This window comes from Pseudomonas sp. LW8 (assembly GCF_041956865.1).
Lineage (GTDB): Bacteria > Pseudomonadota > Gammaproteobacteria > Pseudomonadales > Pseudomonadaceae > Aquipseudomonas > Aquipseudomonas siliginis.
In genome coordinates this window covers 1137307-1151470 of sequence record NZ_CP168138.1, presented here as the reverse complement: position 1 = coordinate 1151470, position 14164 = coordinate 1137307, and the positions used below count along the sequence as shown (strand labels likewise).

The window sequence follows — 14164 nt, the reverse complement described above, 5'->3', positions numbered from 1 at the left end:
AAATTCTGAATGCCGCATTGCGGCATGAGGTGTCGCAAGTATAACGGGCCGAACCGGCTTTACCTTTAATGAAGCGAAATCACCGGACGCACACGTTTGCCAGGGGCAAGTACGCTGCGTTTAAACTCTGGCTGCCGGTGTAAGACCGGCGCCGTTGAAAGGAATTCAGCGCCTGCTCGCAAATGCTCAGGCCAGTGGCCCGTTGAGCAACGGCACGAAACGCACAGCGCCCAGAACGTGTCGGGAAAAGCCATTTTCTTCGCGCACGATCAGCATCAGTTGTTGCACTTCACCCGAGCCAACCGGAATTACCATGCGCCCACCAGGGGCCAGTTGATCGAGCAAAGCCTGCGGTACATCGGTGGCAACGGCGGTGACGATGATGCCGTTGTATGGGGCCAGCGCCGGCCAGCCTTCCCAGCCATCGCCCCAGCGAAACACCACGTTGCGCAGGTTCAACTCGACCAGACGCTCCTTGGCGCGGTCCTGCAGCACCTTGATGCGTTCGACCGAAAACACCCGTTCGACCAGCTGCGACAACACCGCCGTCTGGTAGCCGGAACCGGTGCCGATCTCCAACACCTTATCCAGCGGGCCGGCCTCCAGCAGCAGCTCGCTCATGCGCGCCACCATATAAGGCTGGGAAATGGTCTGGTTGTTGCCGATCGGCAGCGCGGTGTCTTCATAAGCGCGATGTGCCAGCGCCTCGTCGACAAACAGATGACGCGGCGTGCGGCGGATCACTTCCAGCACCTTGGCGTTCGACACGCCTTCTTCATACAGCCGCTGGATCAGTCGCTCACGTGTACGTTGGGAGGTCATGCCTATGCCGCTGCGCAGGCGGTCGTCGTGTTCGCGCATCAGCTCAGCCCTCCAAGCCAGCCATCCAGACTTCTGAAGGCATCATTGAAAGTGCGATCGAGCTGCAACGGCGTGATGGACACATAGCCCTGCATCACGGCATGAAAATCGGTGCCCGGGCCGCCGTCTTCAGCGTCGCCGGCAGCGGCAATCCAGTAACCGGCCTTGCCGCGCGGATCGACCACTTTCATCGGCGCCGCCGCGCGGGCGCGATGACCGAGGCGGGTCAACTGAATGCCACGGATGTGATCGATGGGCAGATTGGGGATGTTCACGTTGAGCACCGTGCGCGGTGGCAGATCCAGCCCGGCGTGGGCCTCGACCAGTTTGCGCGCAAAGTAGGCCGCAGTCGGCAGATTGTCCACCTGACGCGAAACCAGTGAGAAGGCAAAAGATGGGCGCTCGAGAAATCGTCCTTCCAGCGCTGCCGCCACGGTTCCGGAATACAGCACGTCGTCACCAAGATTGGCGCCCAGATTAATGCCGGATACCACCATGTCCGCTTCGCGCTCAAGCAAGCCGTTAAGGCCCAGGTGAATGCAATCGGTCGGTGTGCCGTTGAGGCTGATAAAGCCGTTCGCCAGGTATTGCGGGTGCAGCGGACGGTCGAGCGTCAGCGAACTGCTGGCGCCGCTTTTGTCCTGCTCCGGGGCGATAACCACGCATTCGGTGTAATCCGCCAGCGCAGCATAAAGCGCGGCGAGACCGGGCGCGGTTACCCCATCGTCGTTAGAAATCAGAATACGCATGGGCTGTCCGTCTGCCCCACCGGCACCAGATCAACGAGCTCGCGCACCAATACGGTGGCAAAGCATCCGGCCGGGAGGACGAATTCCAGTTGCAGAATGTCAGGTTGGGGATAATGCCACGTCAACCCGCCAATGGGCAGCCGCAGGATGCGACGTTCATGGCTCATGCCGGCGTGGATCAACCAGTCGCGCAGATCCGCTTCGCGGGCGGCGATCGCCTGCTCCAGTTCATGGACTGCGCCAGCGGTGGGCGAGTCACCTTCGCCCCACTGCGGACCGGTCGGGTGCAGGTCGAGAATCGCCAGACGAGGGTCGCTGCATTCGGCTTCGCCGGCCGGGAAAAAGCTGCGGCTGTCAGTAAAGGCCAACAGATCGCCCACCAGTGCGGTGTTCCAGGTGCCTTCGGCGACGCGCGCCGCGAGCACTTGGTTGAACAGAAAGCTACGCGCCGTCGACAGCAACCGCGAACGCACATTGCGCTGTTCCGGCAAAGCCTTGCGCGCCGCCCACGCCCGGGCATCGACAACGTTGCCGCCGTCATGGCCGAAGCGCTGGGCGCCGAAATAATTGGGGATGCCTTGTTTGGCGATCAGTTGCAGCCGCTGTTCAATCGCATCTTTGTCGCCATTGAATTGCGTCAGGCGCAGGGTGAAACCGTTGGCCGAATGCGCACCGCGTTGCAGCTTGCGCTTGTGGCGCGTGGTCTTGAGGATCTTCAGCGTGTCGTTTTCCGCGGCCGACAGATCCGGATCGGCCTTGCCCGGCAACTGCACGCTGAACCACTGTCGGGTCAGGGCCTGACGGTCCTTCAGCCCGGCATAGCTGACGGTACGCAACGGCACGCCGGCTGCCTTGGCAATACGCCGCGCCGCTTCTTCGGTATTGAGGCCGCGCTTTTCCACCCAGATCCACAGGTGTTCGCCGTCACCGCTGAACGGAATATCCAGCACTTCATCGACCTGGAAATCTTCGGCGATGGCTTTCAGTACCGCTGTGCCGAGGGGTTCGCCATAGGCCCGTGAGCCGAGTAATTGCAGTTCATTCATGCGCGCAGCAACAAGGCAACGGAGTGCACGGCGATGCCTTCTTCGCGACCGACAAAGCCAAGCTTTTCGGTGGTGGTAGCTTTGACGTTCACTTGATCCAACTCAACTTGAAGATCCGCCGCGATCAGCGCGCGCATCGATTCGATATGCGGCGCCATTTTTGGCGCCTGGGCAACGATGGTGTTGTCGACGTTGCCGACTTTCCAGCCCTTGGCGTGGATCAGACTGACCACATGACGCAACAGCACACGGCTGTCGGCGCCCTTGAATTGCGGATCGGTGTCCGGGAAGTGTTTGCCGATATCACCCAGCGCCGCCGCGCCGAGCAAGGCATCGCTCAAGGCGTGCAGCAGGACGTCACCGTCGGAATGAGCGAGCAGCCCGAAGCTGTGTGCAATTTGCGCGCCGCCCAGAGTAATGAAATCGCCTTCAGCGAAACGGTGCACATCGTAGCCGTGGCCAATACGCATAAAAAAACGCCCCGATTTTTGTCAGGGCGTGATTCTACCTGCATTAACCGCGCAGAGCGCGTGCGTGATGCTGCAAGTGGTCGTCAATGAAGCTTGAGATGAAGAAATAGCTGTGGTCGTAGCCCGGTTGCAGGCGCAGCTCCAGCGGATGCCCCGCTTGTTTTGCGGCGTGTTGCAGGGCTTCGGGTTTCAGCTGGGTGGCGAGGAAATCGTCACGATCACCTTGATCGACCAACAACGGCAACTTCTCCGTCGCCTCTGCGATCAGCACACAGGCGTCCCACTCCTTCCACTTCGAACGGTCTTCGCCCAAATAGTTGGAAAAGGCCTTCTGACCCCACGGGCAATCGATTGGATGGGTAATCGGCGAGAACGCCGACACTGACTGATAACGCCCGGGATTGCGCAGCGCGCAGACCAATGCGCCGTGGCCGCCCATGGAGTGACCGCTGATACTGCGTTTGTCGGAAGCGGGGAAATGCGCTTCGACCAGAGCAGGCAGTTCCTGCACGACATAGTCATGCATCTGATAGTGCCGCGCCCACGGTTCCTGCGTGGCGTTCAGATAAAACCCGGCGCCGAGACCGAAATCCCAAGCTTTGTCGGCATCATCCGGGACATCCGCGCCACGCGGACTGGTATCCGGGGCGACGATGATCAACCCGAGCTCGGCAGCCATGCGCATCGCACCGGCCTTCTGCATGAAGTTCTCATCGGTGCAGGTCAGGCCTGACAACCAGTACAACACCGGCAGCTTGCCGCCCTGCTCCGCTTGTGGCGGCAGGTACACGGCAAAGACCATGTCGCAATCAAGCACTTCGGAGCGATGGCGATAACGCTTGTGCCAGCCACCAAAACTCTTCTGACAGGAAATGTTTTCCAGATTCATAGCACTTCAGCCGCAAGATGCGAGCTTCAAGCTGCAAGAGGGAATTGCGCCTGCTTGCAGCTTGTGGCTTGTAGCTTGCCGCTGCTCCTTAGAAATGAATGACTGTGCGGATGCTCTTGCCTTCGTGCATCAGGTCGAACGCCTTGTTGATATCTTCCAGGCCCATGGTGTGGGTGATGAAGGTATCCAGCGGGATTTCGCCGCTCTGGGCCATGTCGACATAGCTTGGCAATTCGCTGCGGCCACGCACGCCGCCGAACGCCGAACCGCGCCAGACGCGACCGGTGACCAACTGGAACGGACGGGTAGCGATTTCCTGGCCGGCACCGGCGACACCGATGATGACCGACTCGCCCCAGCCTTTGTGGCAGCACTCAAGCGCGGCGCGCATCAGTTGCACATTGCCGATGCACTCGAAGGAGAAGTCGACGCCGCCATCGGTCATGTCGACGATTACTTCCTGGATCGGACGATCAAAGTCTTTCGGATTCACGCAATCGGTGGCACCGAGTTGTTTGGCGATTTCGAACTTGGCTGGATTGATGTCGATGGCGATGATCCGCGCAGCCTTGGCTTTCACCGCGCCGATCACGGCCGACAAGCCGATACCGCCGAGACCGAAGATGGCCACGGTGTCACCCGGCTTGACCTTGGCGGTGTTGAGCACGGCGCCGATACCGGTGGTGACGCCGCAACCGAGCAGGCAGACCTTTTCCAGCGGCGCGTCTTTGGAGATCTTCGCTACGGAAATTTCCGGCAGTACGGTGTACTCCGAAAACGTCGAAGTGCCCATGTAGTGGAAAATCGTTTCGCCCTTGTAGGAAAAGCGCGAAGTGCCATCCGGCATCAGGCCCTTGCCTTGGGTGGCGCGAATCGCCTGGCAGAGGTTGGTCTTGCCCGACTTGCAGAATTTGCACTGGCCGCATTCCGGGGTGTACAGCGGAATGACGTGATCGCCGACGGCGACCGAAGTCACGCCTTCGCCGATCGCTTCAACGATGGCGCCACCTTCATGGCCGAGGATCGACGGGAAGATGCCTTCCGGGTCTGCGCCGGACAAGGTGTAGGCATCGGTGTGGCAAACCCCGGAAGCGACGACGCGCAGCAATACTTCACCGGCCTTGGGCATGGCGACATCGACTTCTACGATTTCCAGCGGCTTCTTGGCCTCGAAGGCAACGGCGGCGCGCGACTTGATCATGCTGACTCTCCAGTGAACCCAATAAATAAAAAAGCAGACAGACAGTGTAGTTCAGCGCTTCCTGAGGAATAATCCGGACCAAAGCAAAACATTATTGCCATACAGGGATAATCCAAGTGTCGGAAAACCGCTGGGAAGGCATCGATGAGTTCGTTGCCGTCGCCGAATGCAATCAATTCACCGCCGCTGCCGAGCGTCTTGGGGTTTCTTCCTCACACATCAGTCGACAAATCGTACGGCTCGAAGAGCGTTTGCAGACGCGGCTGCTCTACCGCAGCACCCGGCGGGTGACGCTGACAGAGGCCGGGCAGACTTTCCTGCAACATTGCCAGCGCCTGCAGGACGGCCGCGAAGAAGCGTTGCGCGCGGTGGGCGATCTGACCAGTGAACCGAAAGGCATGCTGCGCATGACCTGCGCGGTGGCCTATGGCGAACGCTTTATCGTGCCGCTGGTGACTCGTTTCATGGGGCTTTACCCGCAGCTGCGTATCGATATCGAGCTGAGCAATCGCCAACTGGATCTGGTGCATGAAGGGCTGGATCTGGCGATCCGTCTGGGTCGGTTACAGGATTCGCGCTTGGTCGCGACACGTCTGGCACCACGGAGAATGTACCTGTGCGCGTCGCCTTCCTACCTGGAACGGTATGGGCGCCCACACAGCTTGTCGGAATTGAGTCGGCACAATTGCCTGATTGGCAGTTCGGATATCTGGCAACTGGAACAGAACGGGCGGGAATTTTCCCAACGGGTGCAGGGCAACTGGCGTTGCAACAGTGGGCAGGCGGTGCTGGACGCGGCGCTTCAGGGTGTCGGGTTGTGTCAGTTGCCGGACTATTACGTGCTCGAGCATCTGCACAGCGGCGCGCTGATTTCCTTGCTGGAGGCGCATCAGCCGCCGAATACGGCGGTGTGGGCGCTGTATCCGCAGCAGCGGCATCTGTCGCCGAAGGTGCGCAAGTTGGTGGATTTTTTGAAGGTGGGACTGGCTGAAAGGCCGGAGTACAAGCTTTGAGTTATTGATTGCCCGTGCGACCGCTTTCGCGAGCAGGCTCGCTCCCACAATTGACCGAGTTCGACAGCTGAATGCATTCCCTCTGTGGGAGCGAGCCTGCTCGCGAAGGTAATGCCACAGCGACCACAAATCTCAGCGGCGATTCGCCCAACGCTGGCGCAACCACTCCAGATCTTCCGGCCGGGTCACCTTGAGGTTATCCGCCCGCCCTTCGATCAGACGCGGTGCCAGACCGGCCCATTCCATCGCAGAAGCTTCATCGGTAATCACGGCATCCGCAACCAGGCTGTCGGCCAACGCCCGATGCAACGCACCGAGGCGGAACATCTGCGGCGTATACGCCTGCCAGATCACACTGCGATCCACCGTTTCAACCACACGACCGTTTTTATCAACGCGTTTGAGCGTGTCGCGAGCGGGCACCGCCAACAGACCACCGACCGGGTCATCCGCGAGTTCGGCAAGCAACTTGTCGAGATCATCGCGACTCAGATTCGGCCGGGCCGCATCGTGCACCAGCACCCAGTCGTCATCGTCGGCACCTTGCGCATGCAGATGCAGCAAGGCGTTTAGCACCGAAGCGGAACGCTCCGCCCCGCCATCAACCCGCTGAATGCGCGGATCGTTGACGCATGCCAGATTCGGCCAATAGGGATCGTCAACAGCAAGACTGACCACCAGGCCCTTAAGGCTAGGGTGATCGAGGAAACAGCCGAGGCTGTGTTCGAGAATTGTGCGCCCGCCCAGTTGCAGATATTGCTTGGGACGGTCCGCGGCCATTCGGGCACCGACGCCCGCGGCAGGAATCACGGCCCAGAAGGCCGGCAGGGAATCGATCATTGGGCCAACTGGTAAAGGGTTTCGCCGTCCTTGACCATGCCCAGTTCGTGACGAGCCCGCTCTTCAACGGTCTCCATGCCTTTTTTCAATTCGCTGACTTCCGCGTCCATCACCCGGTTGCGCTCCAACAGGCCTTCGTTCTCGGCATGTTGTTCGGCGATCTGCTGTTTCAGCTCGGCGACCTGCGCCAGACTGCCATTGCCCACCCACAGGCGGTACTGCAGACCGGCCAGGAGCAAGAGCAAAACGAGAAACAACCAGTAAGGACTGCGCATCGAATATCAGGTATCCAGTGAAAAAAGACAGCCACGCATAATGTTGCAGCATCTGATAGCACGAAGCCTGGAAAGATCCAGGCTTGTGCTTAAGGCATCAGATTAGTGGCAAATCCATCGCTGTCACGACTTTTCCGACACAATCCGGTGTCCTTTGATCAGGTTGCGCTTAACCGCGGAACTCGGCACGGCCGTTGTACTTGGCCTTGCCGTTCAACTGCTCTTCGATACGCAGCAGTTGGTTGTACTTGGAAACGCGGTCGGAGCGGCACAGCGAACCGGTCTTGATCTGGCCAGCCGAGGTGCCCACAGCCAGGTCGGCAATGGTCGAATCTTCGGTTTCGCCGGAGCGGTGCGAGATCACGGCGGTGTAGCCGGCAGCCTTGGCCATCTGGATGGCTTCCAGGGTTTCGGTCAGGGTGCCGATCTGGTTGAACTTGATCAGGATCGAGTTGGCGATCTTTTTATCGATGCCTTCTTTCAGGATCTTGGTGTTGGTCACGAACAGGTCGTCGCCCACCAGCTGGGTCTTCTCGCCGATCTTGTCGGTGAGGATCTTCCAGCCAGCCCAGTCGGACTCGTCCAGACCGTCTTCGATCGAGATGATCGGGTAACGTTCAGTCAGACCTTTGAGGTAGTCAGCGAAACCTTCGGCGGTGAACACCTGGCCTTCGCCGGACAGGTTGTACTTGCCGTCTTCGTAGAATTCGCTGGCCGCGCAGTCCAGCGCCAGGGTCACGTCGGTGCCCAGCTTGTAACCGGCATTGGCCACGGCTTCGGAGATCACTTTCAGCGCATCTTCGTTGGACGCCAGATTCGGCGCGAAACCGCCTTCGTCGCCAACGGCAGTGCTCAGACCACGAGCCTTCAGCACAGCTTTCAGGTGATGGAAAATCTCGGTGCCCATGCGCAGACCTTCCGAGAAAGACTTGGCGCCAACTGGCTGGACCATGAATTCCTGGATGTCGACGTTGTTATCGGCGTGCTCGCCACCGTTGATGATGTTCATCATCGGTACCGGCATCGAGTACACACCCGGGGTGCCATTGAGGTTGGCGATGTGTGCGTACAGCGGCAGATCCTGATCCTGCGCAGCTGCCTTGGCCGCAGCCAGGGACACGGCGAGGATGGCGTTGGCGCCCAGGGTCGCTTTGTTTTCGGTACCGTCGAGCTTGATCATCGCTTGGTCGAGGGCTTTCTGGTCGCTCGGGTCGGTGCCCAGCAGCAGATCGCGGATCGGACCGTTGATGTTGGCTACCGCCTTGAGCACGCCCTTGCCCAGGTAACGGCTCTTGTCGCCATCACGCAGCTCGAGCGCTTCACGCGAGCCAGTGGATGCACCGGACGGCGCGCAAGCGCTGCCGATGATGCCGTTGTCGAGAAGCACGTCCGCTTCCACGGTGGGATTGCCACGGGAGTCGAGAACTTCACGACCTTTGATGTCGACGATTTTTGCCATTGTTGTAAACACTCCAAAGTTGACGAAAACGACGCAGCTAGAGGAAATCTTTATCGTCGGCAAGCGAAGTACAGCGGGCAGACTTGCAGACGACAACGCTCACGCCCGAGGGCATGAGCGACAAATCGTGCGGTACTTTACCGGAGAATCGAGCGTTACGCGGTTTCTACCGTCGGAAAACTCTTCACCAGTTCGTCCAGAGCTTTGAGCTGGGCCAGGAATGGCTCCAGTTTGTCCAGACGCAAGGCGCAAGGGCCGTCGCATTTGGCGTTGTCCGGATCCGGATGCGCTTCGAGGAACAGACCCGCCAGCGACTGGCTCATGCCGGCCTTGGCCAGATCGGTGACCTGCGCGCGGCGACCGCCGGCGGAGTCGGAACGACCGCCAGGCATTTGCAACGAGTGGGTCACGTCGAAGAACACCGGGTATTCAAACTGCTTCATGATGCCGAAGCCGAGCATGTCGACCACGAGGTTGTTGTAGCCGAAGCTCGAACCACGCTCGCAGAGGATCAACTGATCGTTACCGGCTTCCACGCACTTGTTCAGGATGTGTTTCATTTCCTGAGGCGCGAGGAACTGGGCTTTCTTGATGTTGATCACGGCATTGGTCTTGGCCATCGCGACAACCAGATCGGTCTGGCGCGACAGGAAGGCCGGCAGCTGAATGATGTCGCAGACTTCAGCGACGACCGCAGCCTGATCCGGCTCGTGGACATCGGTGATGATCGGCACGCCGAACGCTTGCTTGATGTCCTGGAAGATGCGCATGCCCTCTTCCAGGCCAGGACCGCGATACGAGGTCACAGAAGAACGGTTGGCCTTGTCGAAGCTGGCCTTGAACACGTAAGGGATACCGAGTTTTTCGGTGACCTTCACGTACTCTTCGCAAACCTGCATGGCCATGTCACGGCTTTCCAGCACGTTCATGCCGCCGAACAGCACCATGGGTTTGTCGTTGGCAATCTCGATGTCGCCGACGCGGATGATCTTCTGTGCCATCGGGTTACGCCTTCTTCTGGTGTTGAGCCAACGCGGCTTTGACGAAACCGCTGAACAGCGGATGGCCGTCGCGTGGCGTCGAGGTGAACTCAGGGTGGAACTGGCAGGCGACGAACCATGGATGATCCGGCGCTTCAACCACTTCGACCAGCGCAGCATCGGCGGAGCGACCGGAAATCTTCAGGCCGGCTTCGATGATCTGCGGCAGCAGGTTGTTGTTCACTTCGTAACGGTGACGGTGACGCTCGACAATCACGTCCTTGCCGTAGCAATCGTGCACTTTGGAGCCCGGCTCGAGCAGGCACTCCTGCGCGCCGAGGCGCATGGTGCCGCCCAGATCGGACGCTTCGGTACGCACTTCGACAGCGCCGGTGGCGTCTTCCCACTCGGTGATCAGACCGACCACCGGATGGCCGCTGGCCCGATCGAACTCGGTGGAGTTGGCGTCTTTCCAGCCCAGTACGTTACGGGCGAATTCGATGACCGCCACTTGCATGCCGAGGCAGATGCCGAGGTACGGAACCTTGTTTTCGCGAGCGTACTGAACGGCAGTGATCTTGCCTTCCACGCCACGCAGACCGAAGCCGCCCGGCACCAGAATCGCGTCGACACCTTCGAGCAGCGCAGTGCCCTGGTTCTCGATGTCTTCGGAATCGATGTAGCGCAGGTTGACCTTGGTGCGGTTGCTGATGCCGGCATGACTCATCGCTTCGATCAGCGACTTGTACGCGTCGAGCAGTTCCATGTACTTGCCGACCATGGCGATGGTCACTTCGTGTTCCGGGTTCAGCTTGGCATCGACCACTGCGTCCCACTCGGACAGATCGGCGCTGCCGCACTGCAGACCGAAACGCTCGACGACGAAATCGTCCAGGCCCTGCGAGTGCAGGATGCCCGGGATCTTGTAGATGGTATCGGCGTCTTCCAGCGCGATTACCGCACGCTCTTCAACGTTGGTGAATTGCGCGATCTTGCGACGCGAGGACACATCGATCGGGTGATCGGAGCGGCACACCAGCACGTCTGGCTGCAGACCGATCGAGCGCAGTTCCTTGACGGAGTGCTGGGTCGGTTTGGTCTTGGTTTCGCCAGCGGTGGCGATGTACGGCACCAGCGTCAGGTGCATCAGCATCGCGCGCTTGGCGCCGACTTCGAAACGCAACTGGCGGATGGCTTCGAGGAATGGTTGCGACTCGATGTCACCGACGGTGCCACCGATTTCAACCATCGCCACGTCAGCGTCACCGGCACCTTTGATGATGCGACGTTTGATTTCGTCGGTGATGTGCGGGATCACCTGGATGGTTGCACCCAGGTAGTCGCCACGGCGCTCTTTGCGCAGCACGTGCTCGTAGACACGGCCGGTGGTGAAGTTGTTGTTCTGGGTCATGGTCGTGCGGATGAACCGCTCGTAGTGCCCCAGATCCAGATCGGTCTCGGCGCCGTCGTGGGTGACGAACACTTCACCGTGCTGGAACGGACTCATGGTGCCTGGATCGACGTTGATGTACGGATCCAGCTTCAGCATGGTGACCTTAAGCCCCCGCGCCTCCAGGATAGCCGCCAATGAAGCCGAGGCAATGCCTTTCCCCAATGAAGAAACAACACCGCCCGTGACGAATATGTAGCGCGTCATGAAAAACCCTAGAAGTCTGCGTTAAAGCGGAACGAGCCGCCGGGGAAAGCGAAGGAAGGCCGAAGCCCCCGATCACCTGCATTAATCACAGTGCACCTTTCGAAAAAACCGCCGCGTTGTGACAGACCGGCAGATGAAACACCGGTACGTTGCTCGCTACACATTTTTTGGAATCGCCCAGCAAAGACTGCTTGGTAATCGGCAACTCCTGCAATTCAGGCGAATCCACAGAAGTTGTATCAAGAAGGGAGCGTAGTCTACCGGAATGCTCCTTTCAGCTCAAACCTTGATCTTCGTCTGTTGGCTGCCAGTGCAATGTCCAGCCTTCGTCCATCTGACCAGCAAGACCCGGCAGGTTCGCCACGGCGAGCAATTCTTCGCCACGAAACAGCAGCGGCAATCTGCCACGCACGAAGGCCGGGACCGCGCGCTCGTTGAGCAGACGCTTGAGATCACGACTGCCGCGCTCGGCCAGTTGCATGACCTCACCGCCTTGCCGATAGGCAATACGCAAAGGCCCGGATGGAGCTTGCCCGTGGAGCATTACGCGTCCGTTATCCGGCAAGCGTAGCGCTGAAGTCGGGGTCTGCCAGTCGGCGCCGATCACTGGCGCGCCCAACCAATTGCCGCTCAGCCACCAGACGCGACGGCCGCTGCGGTGCAGCTCTCCGTCGGCCAGACGCCAGATCGGAGAAGCGTCGGCGCCGGCATTGCACAGTGTTGTCCAACCCGACCAATGGTCAGCATCTGGCAGCCGGGTCAATGGTTCGAGCCAGTGGCTGAGGGCATTTCGCTGGCGCGCGTCAGACAATGCCCTCAATGATGTCAGCTCCAGGGATGGCACACCCAGCCAAGCGAATTCATGGACCGTTTCGGCTTGTGCGAGATCGATCTGCGCCAGCTCATCGAGCAAGCCCTGCGCCTCACGCAGATGCGCAGCCGTGCGCGCCATGCTGGCCTGCGCTTGCGGCCAGCGTTCGGTGAGGACCGGCATGACTTGATGGCGCAGATAGTTGCGCGAAAACTGCCGGTCCTGGTTCGACGGGTCTTCGATCCAGCGCAACTGATGCGCCTGTGCATAACCTTCCAGCTCAGCACGGCTGACATCCAGCAACGGTCGAACCAGCGTGCCCTGCCCCACTGGGCGCCGCTGCGGCATCGCCCCGAGCCCGCGTACACCGGCACCGCGCAACAGCCGAAAAAGCAGCGTTTCCGCTTGGTCATCGCGGTGCTGGCCAGTCAGCAACACGTCATTGGTCTGCGTCAGCGAACTGAACGCGGCATAACGCGCATCCCGCGCCGCCCGCTCCAGGCTCGCCCCGCCCTTTACGGTCACCCGCTTCACTTGCAACGGCACGCCCAGCGCATTACAAACGGCCTGGCAATGTTGCGGCCATGCATCGGCCGCAGCCTGAAGGCCGTGGTGGATATGAATGGCGCTGAGCGCAGGGAGGGATTCGGTGTTCGCCAGAGTGGCGAGCAGATGCAGGAGGACGGTGGAATCGAGGCCACCGGAGAAGGCGATGCGCCAGTGAGCGGCGTGGCGCCAAGGCTCAAGATTCAGCAGAAGACGGGATGGCAAATCAATCGGGGACTGGCCCATATCTGCACCTTTGCCTAACCCTCTGTGGGAGCGAGCCTGCTCGCGAAAGCGATTTAACATTCAACAATTTCGTCGACTGTCATACCGGTTTCGCGAGCAGGCTCGCTCCCACAGGGATAATGCGCGTCTGACTTAGAGACCGTAGCTCATCAGGCGATCGTAACGGCGCTTGAGCAGCGCTTCGTTATCGAACTGCTTGAGCATTGCCAGTTGCGAGCTCAGCTCGGCGCGGATCGAAGCGGCGGCAGCAGCCGGGTCACGGTGGGCGCCGCCCAGTGGCTCGCTGATCACTTTGTCGACGATACCCAGGCCTTTCAAACGCTCAGCGGTGATGCCCATTGCCTCAGCGGCATCCGGTGCTTTCTCGGCGGTCTTCCACAGGATCGATGCGCAACCTTCCGGCGAGATCACCGCGTAAGTCGAATATTGCAGCATGTTCAATTGATCGCAGACGCCGATGGCCAGTGCGCCGCCGGAACCACCTTCACCAATTACAGTGGCGATGATCGGAGTCTTCAGACGCGCCATCACACGCAGGTTCCAGGCAATCGCTTCGCTCTGGTTGCGCTCTTCAGCGTCGATGCCAGGATAAGCACCCGGGGTATCGATGAAGGTCAGGATAGGCATCTTGAAGCGCTCGGCCATCTCCATCAGACGGCAGGCCTTGCGGTAGCCTTCCGGACGCGGCATACCGAAGTTGCGGCGAACTTTCTCACGCACTTCACGGCCCTTCTGGTGGCCGATGATCATCACCGGCTGGTCTTCCAGACGGGCGATACCGCCAACGATGGCAGCGTCGTCGGAGAAGTGACGGTCGCCGTGCAGCTCGTCGAACTCGGTGAAGATGTGCTCGATGTAATCGAGGGTGTAAGGGCGTTTCGGGTGACGCGCCAGGCGTGCGATCTGCCAGCTGGTCAGCTTGCCGAAGATGTCTTCGGTCAGCGTCTTGCTCTTGTCCTGCAGGCGGGAGATCTCATCGCCGATATTCAGCGAATTGTCATTACCGACCAAGCGCAACTCTTCGATCTTGGCTTGCAGGTCGGCGATCGGCTGTTCGAAATCTAGAAAATTCGGGTTCATAGGCGTCCGTCTTGGGTCGTGTCCCAAGTGAGCTTGGGCCG

14 protein-coding genes are annotated in these 14164 nt (G+C 59.9%); 1 reads left to right on the top strand and 13 read right to left on the bottom strand.

Annotated elements, in window-relative coordinates; translation table 11 throughout:
- Positions 1 to 186 precede the first annotated feature (186 nt).
- The 6 genes from AB9L16_RS05140 to AB9L16_RS05115 all read right to left on the bottom strand — a co-directional run bounded on the left by AB9L16_RS05140 (position 187) and on the right by AB9L16_RS05115 (position 5216).
- On the bottom strand, positions 187 to 822 hold the full coding sequence (locus tag AB9L16_RS05140) for a protein-L-isoaspartate(D-aspartate) O-methyltransferase (protein WP_172828219.1): 636 nt from the start codon (positions 820 to 822) through the stop codon (positions 187 to 189).
- A 38-nt stretch (positions 823 to 860) separates the two neighbouring features.
- Positions 861 to 1610 (bottom strand): 5'/3'-nucleotidase SurE, encoded by a 750-nt coding sequence (gene surE, locus AB9L16_RS05135; protein WP_024011837.1) that lies wholly within the window; start codon positions 1608 to 1610, stop codon positions 861 to 863.
- Positions 1598 to 2656, bottom strand: a complete 1059-nt coding sequence (truD, locus tag AB9L16_RS05130) for a tRNA pseudouridine(13) synthase TruD (RefSeq protein WP_375123193.1) — start codon at positions 2654 to 2656, stop codon at positions 1598 to 1600. Before truD ends, surE begins: the two co-directional genes overlap by 13 nt.
- Complete coding sequence (gene ispF / locus AB9L16_RS05125) at positions 2653 to 3126, bottom strand: 2-C-methyl-D-erythritol 2,4-cyclodiphosphate synthase (protein WP_375123192.1); 474 nt, start codon at positions 3124 to 3126, stop codon at positions 2653 to 2655. Before ispF ends, truD begins: the two co-directional genes overlap by 4 nt.
- Before the next feature lie 43 nt (positions 3127 to 3169).
- On the bottom strand, positions 3170 to 4015 hold the full coding sequence (gene fghA / locus AB9L16_RS05120; RefSeq protein ID WP_056783229.1) for an S-formylglutathione hydrolase: 846 nt from the start codon (positions 4013 to 4015) through the stop codon (positions 3170 to 3172).
- A gap of 88 nt (positions 4016 to 4103) precedes the next feature.
- Positions 4104 to 5216: an S-(hydroxymethyl)glutathione dehydrogenase/class III alcohol dehydrogenase gene (locus AB9L16_RS05115; protein ID WP_041478118.1), complete on the bottom strand. Its 1113-nt coding sequence runs from the start codon at positions 5214 to 5216 to the stop codon at positions 4104 to 4106.
- Between the two features lie 116 nt (positions 5217 to 5332).
- On the opposite strand from AB9L16_RS05115, the gene AB9L16_RS05110 reads away from it, so the two are divergent.
- Positions 5333 to 6229, top strand: coding sequence for a LysR substrate-binding domain-containing protein (locus AB9L16_RS05110; RefSeq protein ID WP_130930197.1), 897 nt, complete (start codon positions 5333 to 5335; stop codon positions 6227 to 6229).
- A gap of 132 nt (positions 6230 to 6361) precedes the next feature.
- Here AB9L16_RS05110 and ispD read toward each other — a convergent pair whose 3' ends face one another.
- From ispD to AB9L16_RS05075, 7 genes are all read right to left on the bottom strand, one after another.
- Positions 6362 to 7069 (bottom strand): 2-C-methyl-D-erythritol 4-phosphate cytidylyltransferase, encoded by a 708-nt coding sequence (gene ispD / locus AB9L16_RS05105; RefSeq protein ID WP_041478120.1) that lies wholly within the window; start codon positions 7067 to 7069, stop codon positions 6362 to 6364.
- Positions 7066 to 7344: a cell division protein FtsB gene (gene ftsB, locus AB9L16_RS05100; RefSeq protein ID WP_016771460.1), complete on the bottom strand. Its 279-nt coding sequence runs from the start codon at positions 7342 to 7344 to the stop codon at positions 7066 to 7068. Before ftsB ends, ispD begins: the two co-directional genes overlap by 4 nt.
- Positions 7345 to 7513: 169 nt before the next feature.
- Complete coding sequence (gene eno, locus AB9L16_RS05095; RefSeq protein WP_041478121.1) at positions 7514 to 8803, bottom strand: phosphopyruvate hydratase; 1290 nt, start codon at positions 8801 to 8803, stop codon at positions 7514 to 7516.
- Positions 8804 to 8958: 155 nt separating this feature from the next.
- Complete coding sequence (gene kdsA, locus AB9L16_RS05090; RefSeq protein ID WP_007954807.1) at positions 8959 to 9804, bottom strand: 3-deoxy-8-phosphooctulonate synthase; 846 nt, start codon at positions 9802 to 9804, stop codon at positions 8959 to 8961.
- Positions 9805 to 9808: 4 nt separating this feature from the next.
- Positions 9809 to 11440 (bottom strand): CTP synthase, encoded by a 1632-nt coding sequence (locus tag AB9L16_RS05085; protein ID WP_076566135.1) that lies wholly within the window; start codon positions 11438 to 11440, stop codon positions 9809 to 9811.
- 274 nt (positions 11441 to 11714) lie between these two features.
- Entirely contained in the window at positions 11715 to 13043 is a 1329-nt protein-coding gene (gene tilS, locus AB9L16_RS05080) for a tRNA lysidine(34) synthetase TilS (protein ID WP_252877524.1), read from the bottom strand.
- Between the two features lie 132 nt (positions 13044 to 13175).
- Positions 13176 to 14123, bottom strand: coding sequence for an acetyl-CoA carboxylase carboxyltransferase subunit alpha (locus AB9L16_RS05075; protein WP_016771465.1), 948 nt, complete (start codon positions 14121 to 14123; stop codon positions 13176 to 13178).
- Positions 14124 to 14164 lie beyond the last annotated feature (41 nt).